This is a genomic window from Methanobrevibacter sp. (genome assembly GCF_045636185.1).
Lineage (GTDB): Archaea > Methanobacteriota > Methanobacteria > Methanobacteriales > Methanobacteriaceae > Methanocatella.
In genome coordinates this window covers 1-7804 of the sequence record NZ_JAZTXC010000116.1, presented here as the reverse complement: position 1 = coordinate 7804, position 7804 = coordinate 1, and the positions used below count along the sequence as shown (strand labels likewise).

9 protein-coding genes and 1 rRNA gene are annotated in these 7804 nt (G+C 32.8%); 6 read left to right on the top strand and 4 right to left on the bottom strand.

Annotation, left to right across the window (positions count from 1 at the left end; translation table 11 throughout):
* The 5 genes from ACKI3Q_RS06760 to ACKI3Q_RS06740 form a co-directional block, all read left to right on the top strand.
* The coding region (locus tag ACKI3Q_RS06760; protein ID WP_407415528.1) for a VWA domain-containing protein at positions 1-333 on the top strand (333 nt) is incomplete at its 5' end.
* A gap of 8 nt (positions 334-341) precedes the next feature.
* Entirely contained in the window at positions 342-1262 is a 921-nt protein-coding gene (locus tag ACKI3Q_RS06755; protein WP_407415526.1) for a TIGR00269 family protein, read from the top strand.
* Positions 1263-1466 (top strand): MoaD/ThiS family protein, encoded by a 204-nt coding sequence (locus ACKI3Q_RS06750; protein ID WP_407415524.1) that lies wholly within the window; start codon positions 1263-1265, stop codon positions 1464-1466.
* Positions 1467-1468: 2 nt separating this feature from the next.
* Complete coding sequence (locus ACKI3Q_RS06745) at positions 1469-2329, top strand: damage-control phosphatase ARMT1 family protein (RefSeq protein ID WP_407415522.1); 861 nt, start codon at positions 1469-1471, stop codon at positions 2327-2329.
* A 7-nt stretch (positions 2330-2336) separates the two neighbouring features.
* Positions 2337-3074 (top strand): NAD(P)-binding domain-containing protein, encoded by a 738-nt coding sequence (locus tag ACKI3Q_RS06740; protein WP_407415520.1) that lies wholly within the window; start codon positions 2337-2339, stop codon positions 3072-3074.
* Here ACKI3Q_RS06740 and ACKI3Q_RS06735 read toward each other — a convergent pair.
* From ACKI3Q_RS06735 to mer, 4 genes are all read right to left on the bottom strand, one after another.
* Positions 3061-4341 carry an adenylyltransferase/cytidyltransferase family protein gene (locus ACKI3Q_RS06735; RefSeq protein WP_407415518.1) on the bottom strand — a complete coding sequence of 427 codons (1281 nt, stop codon included), beginning with the start codon at positions 4339-4341 and terminating at the stop codon, positions 3061-3063. The genes ACKI3Q_RS06740 and ACKI3Q_RS06735 overlap by 14 nt on opposite strands.
* 18 nt (positions 4342-4359) lie before the next feature.
* Positions 4360-4839 carry a DUF308 domain-containing protein gene (locus ACKI3Q_RS06730; protein ID WP_407415516.1) on the bottom strand — a complete coding sequence of 160 codons (480 nt, stop codon included), beginning with the start codon at positions 4837-4839 and terminating at the stop codon, positions 4360-4362.
* 33 nt (positions 4840-4872) lie between these two features.
* The gene (locus tag ACKI3Q_RS06725) at positions 4873-5955 is read right to left on the bottom strand and encodes an archaeosine biosynthesis radical SAM protein RaSEA (RefSeq protein WP_407415514.1); all 1083 of its coding nucleotides are present in this window, start codon (positions 5953-5955) and stop codon (positions 4873-4875) included.
* Positions 5956-6065: 110 nt separating this feature from the next.
* Positions 6066-7028: a 5,10-methylenetetrahydromethanopterin reductase gene (gene mer / locus ACKI3Q_RS06720; RefSeq protein WP_407415512.1), complete on the bottom strand. Its 963-nt coding sequence runs from the start codon at positions 7026-7028 to the stop codon at positions 6066-6068.
* 658 nt (positions 7029-7686) lie between these two features.
* On the opposite strand from mer, the gene ACKI3Q_RS06715 reads away from it, so the two are divergent.
* Positions 7687-7804, top strand: a 16S ribosomal RNA gene (locus tag ACKI3Q_RS06715); the annotation flags it as partial.

The window sequence follows — 7804 nt, the reverse complement described above, 5'->3', positions numbered from 1 at the left end:
AGAGTTAAGAATATGATGGTTCATGGAACCTCAGACATGTATTCTGCATTCAAGGCATTTCAGGAAAAGGCAAATTTAAACAATAAGTCTTATGTTATCATATTGTCCGATTGTAGGGACTGGGCAGGTCCAAAACAAAATGGAATACCTGCGAGCGTACATCTGGTGGAAGAGATGGTTCGTGACTCTAAAAAAGTTGTTATACTAAATCCTGAAGATAGGAATAAATGGGATATAGTTGATAGTTGTGTTTCACTCTATGAAGATGCTGGAGCACATGTATTTGAAGTTAATACCCTTAATCAATTAGCTCAATTTGTGGAGCAGATGTAGGTGAGAATATGGATTGTACCAAATGTGGTAATCCTAATGTTATTATTAAAAAAGAGCAGTCCGGTCAGTATTTATGTAAAGACTGCTTTATAGAATCAATTGAAAGAAAAGTTATTAAAACGGTTAGGAAAGAAAAATTATTGGATAAGGGAGATAAGGTTTTGGTTGCACTTTCTGGAGGAAAGGATAGTGTAACTACACTTGAAATTTTAAATTCATTTCGTGAAATGAATATCATTGATATCTGTGCCGTAACTGTAGATGAAGGAATTGACAATTACCGGCAGGACGGTGTTGATATAGCTATTAGACATGCCGAACGTTTAGGTATAGAACATAAAGTCGTTTCCCTAAAAGATACATATGGTATCACATTAGATGAAGTAATGAAAAAGCCTAATCATAAAGGTTCATGTTCATATTGTGGGGTTTTTAGAAGAACAATAATCAATAAGGCAGCCCGTGAAATGGGAGCTACTAAAATCGCTACAGGCCATAATTTAGATGATGAGGTTCAAGCGATAATGATGAATTATCTTGAAGGAAATACTGATAATCTAACTAAATTGGGAGCTAAAACAGAATCAAAAGCAGAAGAATTCACAGTTAAAATCAAACCTCTTCGTGAAATTCCAGAACGTGAAATTGGATTATATGTTGTTGCAAAGGAATTGGAAGTTCACTTTGCAAGCTGTCCGTATGCACAGCAGTCATTCAGGGGAGAAGTTTCAGAAGTCATTAACAAATTAAGTGAGGATCATCCGACAATTAAATACTCAACTTTGAGAGGCTATGATAAAATCAAGAATGCAATTAAAGAGGACTTTAAAAAAGAATATTCTCATGGGCGCTGTGCTAAATGTGGTGAACCTGCAGCCAATGAATTATGTAAAGCATGTTCATTTATAGAAGAATTAAAAGGTGATTAAATGTCTTTTACTTTAAAATTTAAAAATAAATCAGAATCAAAAGAAATACCACAAGAAAATTATGCAATTAAAGACCTAATTACGGAAATGGGTCTATCAACCCAGACTGTTGTTGCAAAACAGAATGGGGAACTAGTAATTGAGGATACAATAATCAACGAAGACGATGAAATTCAATTAATTCAAATAATATATGGTGGTTAATTTTGAAGATTAGTTATGAATGTGGGCCTTGTTTTTTAAGGCAAGCTCGTGAAGCTATAGATTTAGCTACAGATGATGAAGATTTAAAAATGGAGTTAATGAATGATATTTTTAAATTCTTGGCTACTAAATTTAAGAAAGGAACTAACTCTAATAAAACCGGTTCTCATATTCATAATCTCATTAAAGCTAAAACCAATTGTAATGATCCCTATATTAATCAGAAGAAATTGGGCAATGAGATTGCATTAAAATTTCTGCCATTGGCTAAAAATATTTTAAAGGAAAATGATACTCTGGAAAATCGTGTAAAGATAGCTATTGTTGGAAATATTCTGGATTTTGGTGCATTTGAATTAAGTGATGATATTGAACAGCTGATAGCAGATGCATTAGATAAGGACTTGGTGATAAAAGACATCGAACCCTTTAAAGAATCCCTTGAAAAGCATGACAGGGTATTGTATTTGGTTGACAATACTGGTGAAATAGTTTTTGATAAATTATTATTATCTAAAATTAAAGAATATGGTTTGGACATTACAATTGCCGTTAAATCCCAACCGATTTTAAATGATGCATGCATGGAAGATGCAATTGATACCGGTTTGGACGAATTTGGTGATATTGTAGAGATAGGTGCCGGAACGGTAGGTTACGTTGACAGTGAAATCTCAGATGAATTTAGGGAAATTTTCAATAGCCACGAATTTGTAATATCCAAAGGAATGGGCAATTACGAGGGATTAACAGAAATTGATTTATCCAAAAAAGAGGTTTACTTTTTGCTTTGTGCAAAATGCAATACTATAGCTCGTGATATTGGTGTTAATCTTCAAGACATGCTTATTTTAAAAAGATAGTGGTAGTATGAATATTGCTTTTATTGGATTTGGGAAAGTTTCATATGTTCTTTCTAAAATAATCCAATCTCCAGACATTAATTTTACTACATCTTGTGAAAATAGGTCAAAAGAAACTGCTGATTTAATTAGTAAGTCAAATGTTCAAGTTCATGATTCGTTTGGTGATGCTTTGGGATGTGCGGATGTTATCATATCTGCAGTAACTCCTGCAAAAGCACTTGAAGTCGCAAATAATTATTCTAAATATTGCAATGGAATTTATCTGGATTTAAATAATATTTCTCCATATACAACAGAAAAAATCAATAATCTGGTGGATAATTTTGTAGATGGAGCCATTATTGGAAAAATTGATTCTTCCTCACCAACATTATATCTATCAGGTAAGGATGCCGAAAAACTGCTTTTTTTAGATGAGTTTTTAAATGTAGAAATCATTTCCGATAAAATCGGTGATGCTTCAAGATTAAAGCTGCTTAGAAGCACATATACAAAATCATTATCTGTCCTATTGATAGAAACATATGAATTGGCTAAAAAACTGGATTTGGATGATGAGTTTTTTGAGGTTTTATCACTCACTGAAGGGGACGATTTTAAAGAGAAATCTCTTTCAAGAATAAATAATACTATGATGTCTTCAAAAAGAAAAGCAGAGGAACTTGAAGAAATCTTGGATTATTTTAATGATGATGATTTGAAAATGATTAAAACGGCTTTGGATAAGCTTAAGCAATTTTAACATTAATTTTATATCCTTTTTTATCTTTTTTGCTTTTTGCACTGACAGGAATAAAATGTGAATCCATTATATATCTCAGATATGTGACTTCACGGGCAGGCAGTCTTAAATTTGTTTTAATCTTTTTGCCTTCGCTTTTAAGCTGAACTGATATTTTATTATTTTTATCAACATATAAGTCTCCGTTTAAATTCTCTTTCATTATTTTTGTTTCAAAGCGTGTGAGATTTAAACCGGCATTCAGTTCTAACGGCACATCTTTAACTTCTATATTTCCCTGTCTGAAATTGTTGTTTGCTTCCTTGGCGCTCATTCCCTCATGAGTTTTTGACGCGACATACCATGCCCTTTCAATTACCCTGGAAACTTTTTGCATTTCAGGAATGACTCCCTTGGATTCATAGTGTTTCATTAAATCCATCACCTCTTTTTTCGTAACGTCCTTTTCAATGGAACTGATTGCAAGGCGAGTCATAACAGGACCATAATTTGACCTTCTAAAGGCCGCCCAAACTGATTCTGGATTGGAATATACTCTTTTTTTAATAATTTGATTTATAGTTTCCCCATTCAGGTAAGCTATTTTCGTGAGATTTCCTCTTGAATAGGTATTCATCCTTTTATAAATGCTGTCCCAGTCACGATCAAGATTGATATTATTTTTCTCTATTTCCTTTTCAAGGATTTCCACACTTGACTTTGGAAGTAATTTCCTAATATCTTTTGTAATAACATAATCATTATCGATAATTGATTGTCTAATTAAACGGCCAGAGTATTTATCTTTATTGAATTCCTTTACAATATGAAATTTAAGTTTTGAACCTAAAAATGCATTTAATGCATACCATCTGATTTCATTTCTATTGGTGTAATTTTTGGGCATCCCAACAAAATTTTCCTCATCAATAAATTTTTGAGCTTTTGCGGCAATTTCATCTAAGGAAATGCTTGCTGAGGTAATGTAGTCTGTTGCACCATCATCAATCATCTGCTGCAGTCTGATTGGAACGCTGTAGGATAAAACCAGTCTGTGATGAAGTCCTTCAAAGGATTTGATTTCATCAGCACCCAAAGCTAGTGCCATTTCGCTTCTGGCTTCGAAGCTTGTAAAAAAAGGAGCATGATTGGCACTAAAACCCTTATTCAAATATACAACCAATTTTTTAGATTCCCTGTCCGCAATTTTACGGGCTTCGCTAATTAACTTTCCATGACCCTTGTGGACAGGATCAAAATCTGCACTTATACATATCAAAGTAAACACCAAAAAGAAAATTGGAGATTATTTTAATAATCTCATAATACCGCTAAATATTAACCATATTCCAATTAATGTGCCTAGAATAATAGGATCTGCAACGTAACTTCCAATAACAATGTAACATACACCCAATATTATTCCAGCTATTCCAATGTAAAATCCATATTTTGAACTACGGTTATTAACTAAGGAAACGACTCCGGCAATAATCAGTATGATTCCTGCCAAGTATAGACTTATTTCAGCTAAAAAACTGAATATTGCAGGATTAAATATTAATCCAATACTTATTAAAAGAAGCACAACTCCCAAAATCAAATCGGTAATAGCACCATATTTATTATAATCAATTATTGAAATTCCCATCATTAATGCAAAAATGGATATGAATAAAACTGATAATCCGATTATTGCACTGGAAGAGACTACTCCCAGCAGGGGAAATGAAATTATCATTATTCCAAAAATAATTGATAGCAAACTAACAATTTTATTTTTCATCTAAATCCTCCAATAATAATTATTATGTATTATTCAATATAATGGTATGTGTTTTATTTTCACTGCGGACTGGTTCATATCCCCATTTTTAACTTCAGCCAACCATTCATCTTTACATTCACATTCATATTCAACAATACTTTGGGTTAAATTGCAATCAATAATCATGTGTTTTAAGTCTTTATTACATTTTTTACAATTGTAAGGGCCTCTTCTGGAGCCAAATCCAGATGTATCAAGAAGTGCAGGTATATTAACTTCGCGCCTGACAGTATTGATGATTTCTATACAGCTCCAAATCCATGGGGGCTGATAAGCTCCTTTTCTCCATAGTCTTTCAATGACTGTTCCGCTGTGAATTGTAGCGGGGCAGAAAGATAATCTGTCTACGCCTATTGATTCACAATCTTTAGCTGTTTGTATTGCTTCAGCTATTGTCTGTGATTCACTGATGAGAATTGGTTTCACAAAAATATAGGCTTTTGATTTAAGATTATATCCTTTGGTATCTCTTAAATTTTGCATTAACTTAACTGCATCTTCAAAATCTTTAAAAGTAAAACCTTTATTAATTTTATTTAAACGAGTATAATCATTTGACGTTTCAAGACCGATACTGACTTCAAACAGTCTGTCTCCAATAATATTAAAAATATCATCCAAATATTCTTCTTTCACATACTCTGGTCTTGATTCAACGATGATTTCAGTAACGTTATCCATATTGGCCAGTGTAGTTAATATCTCATCACGGGCATCTATTGGAAGTTCATATGGATTTAAAAAGCTTCCTGATGCAAATAATTTGACAGATATTTTATCTTCATTTTCAATATCAAATCTGGAGAGGTGGTCATGAAAGATGTTAAGGATGGTTTCTGTATCTATTGGTTCCAGTGTACAGTCAGATATGTAGCTGCACATTGTACATCCGCCACTGTCTCCTAATGCCCATGAGCATCCTGGTGTTGGAAGAATAATAAACAGTGTTTTTGAAATACCGTCATAAGTTAAATCATCATTATACCAACTTGCACCAACTTGTTCGGGTGTTTTTGGATCTTTTCGCTCAAAAGCTCTGCTTCGAATTTCTTTACATAAGTTTTCAATTTCCATTATAATATTATTGTAATTATGTTATAATTAAAAATTGTTGTTAAAAATAGTTTTGTTATTAAGTTGTGTATACGTGATTTAAAAAAATAAAAAAAGAAAAGAGAGCAAGTTTAGAAACTTGCGATTACTTCTCCTAATAATTTAATGGATTCTTCTACGTCTTTACCAACAGGGGAACCTGCTACGTATTGAGTTACACCCATTTCAGCTAAGCCTTCAATTTTAGGGATGAATTCATCAGGAGTACCACATACTGAGAATGCGTCGAGTGCTTCAGGAGTTACAGCACCGATTGCTCCACCGAAATCACCTTTAGCTAAGAATTCTCCCATTTTTTCGTTGAATCCTTCAGGTAATCCGTGTCTTTCGATTACTGGAGGTGGGGAACCTGCTGCAATAAATGCAACAACGATTTTAGCTGCGTTTTTAGCTGCGTCAGAGTCAGGACCGATTGAAGTTGCAGTGTATGCACCAACATCGAATGCTTTGTCTCCGCCAGCTGCTGCGAGACCTTTTTTGATCATAGGCATAGCTGCTTCGTAATCTTTAGGGTTGGAAGCGTTAATTAATACACCATCTGCGATTTCACCAGCAGTTTCTAACATTTTAGGACCTTGTGCACCCATGTAAATAGGGATTGCGTCTTGTACTTTTTTAACTCCACCTAAAGCTGCTCCAGCTTCGGTTTTTTCTCCAGCTAATAAAGTATTAATGTCAGCAATTGCTGCTTTAATGGTAGATACAGGTTTAGTCCATTCAATTCCTAAAGCATCGAAAGTTGCTTTGTCACCAGGACCAATACCGAAGGTTGCTCTACCTTCTGAAATTTCGTCAATGGTTGCGATTGCAGAAGCGGAAATTGCAGGGCTTCTTACGTATGGGTTGGTTACACCAGGACCCATTTTAATGGTTTCAGTTTCAGCTGCAATTAATGCTAAGGTTTCGTATACGTTTTTGTTGTTGTAGTGGTCAGTGATCCATGCGTATTCAAAACCGACATCTTCTGCTATTTTTACTAATCTTACGAGTTCTTTTAAAGGTATTTGAGGTACGAATTCTATACCAAATTTCATATTTTATCACCAATTAATTATATGGTAATGGTATATATAAAGTAATTTTTATTTAATTTAATTAGAAAGTTTTAAATAGGTAAAATTTTTTGAGGGGTACTTGTTTATATATTATTTTATTATTTCCGATATTTATTACAAAATTATTTTTTTGTATTACTTTTTATTTTGTAGAATTTGAGTAAAACATTTTAGAAATTTTTCTTTAGTAAATAGTTTATACTTTATATTTTTTGTAATAAAATTTTCATATATTTTAATTTTAACTGAAATTTTTTATTTTTAATTTTTTATAATTTTAAAATTATTTTGCAATATATTTTAATTAATTTTGTTGATAAAATATCTTGCTCTATAAGATGTGCTATGTGTTTATGGCGATGACCTAAGTCGTGTTGTATATTTACAATAAATGACTATGATGGTTGCTTTTCCGCATGTAGCTATAATTATCATATTTAATTGATTAATTTCATATTATTAATTCTATTAATATGCTTTCATGAGTACTTGAGTTTTTTCGAGTATGATGTTGGTTTTGTAGATGTGGTGAAATTTGGTTATAGAAATTTTTATGACACAAATTTTAGTGTATTTACTCGTCTATATTTTTTTAGCGTACTTCATAATACTTATTATTATGTCTGTTATGTGTTCAATTCTGTTTGATCCTGGCAGATGCTACTGCTATTGGGATTCGATTAAGCCATGCAAGTCGAACGAGTTTAGGCTCGTGGCGTACGGCTCAGTAACACGTGGATAACCTACCCTTAGGA

Bases quoted from the DNA above. Each gene is read 5' to 3' on its own strand.
- ACKI3Q_RS06750 (WP_407415524.1), top strand. From the start codon at position 1,263: ATGTCTTTTACTTTAAAATTTAAAAATAAATCAGAATCAAAAGAAATA.
- ACKI3Q_RS06725 (WP_407415514.1), bottom strand. From the start codon at position 5,955: ATGGAAATTGAAAACTTATGTAAAGAAATTCGAAGCAGAGCTTTTGAG.
- mer (WP_407415512.1), bottom strand. From the start codon at position 7,028: ATGAAATTTGGTATAGAATTCGTACCTCAAATACCTTTAAAAGAACTC.
- ACKI3Q_RS06740 (WP_407415520.1), top strand. From the start codon at position 2,337: ATGAATATTGCTTTTATTGGATTTGGGAAAGTTTCATATGTTCTTTCT.
- ACKI3Q_RS06755 (WP_407415526.1), top strand. From the start codon at position 342: ATGGATTGTACCAAATGTGGTAATCCTAATGTTATTATTAAAAAAGAG.
- ACKI3Q_RS06730 (WP_407415516.1), bottom strand. From the start codon at position 4,839: ATGAAAAATAAAATTGTTAGTTTGCTATCAATTATTTTTGGAATAATG.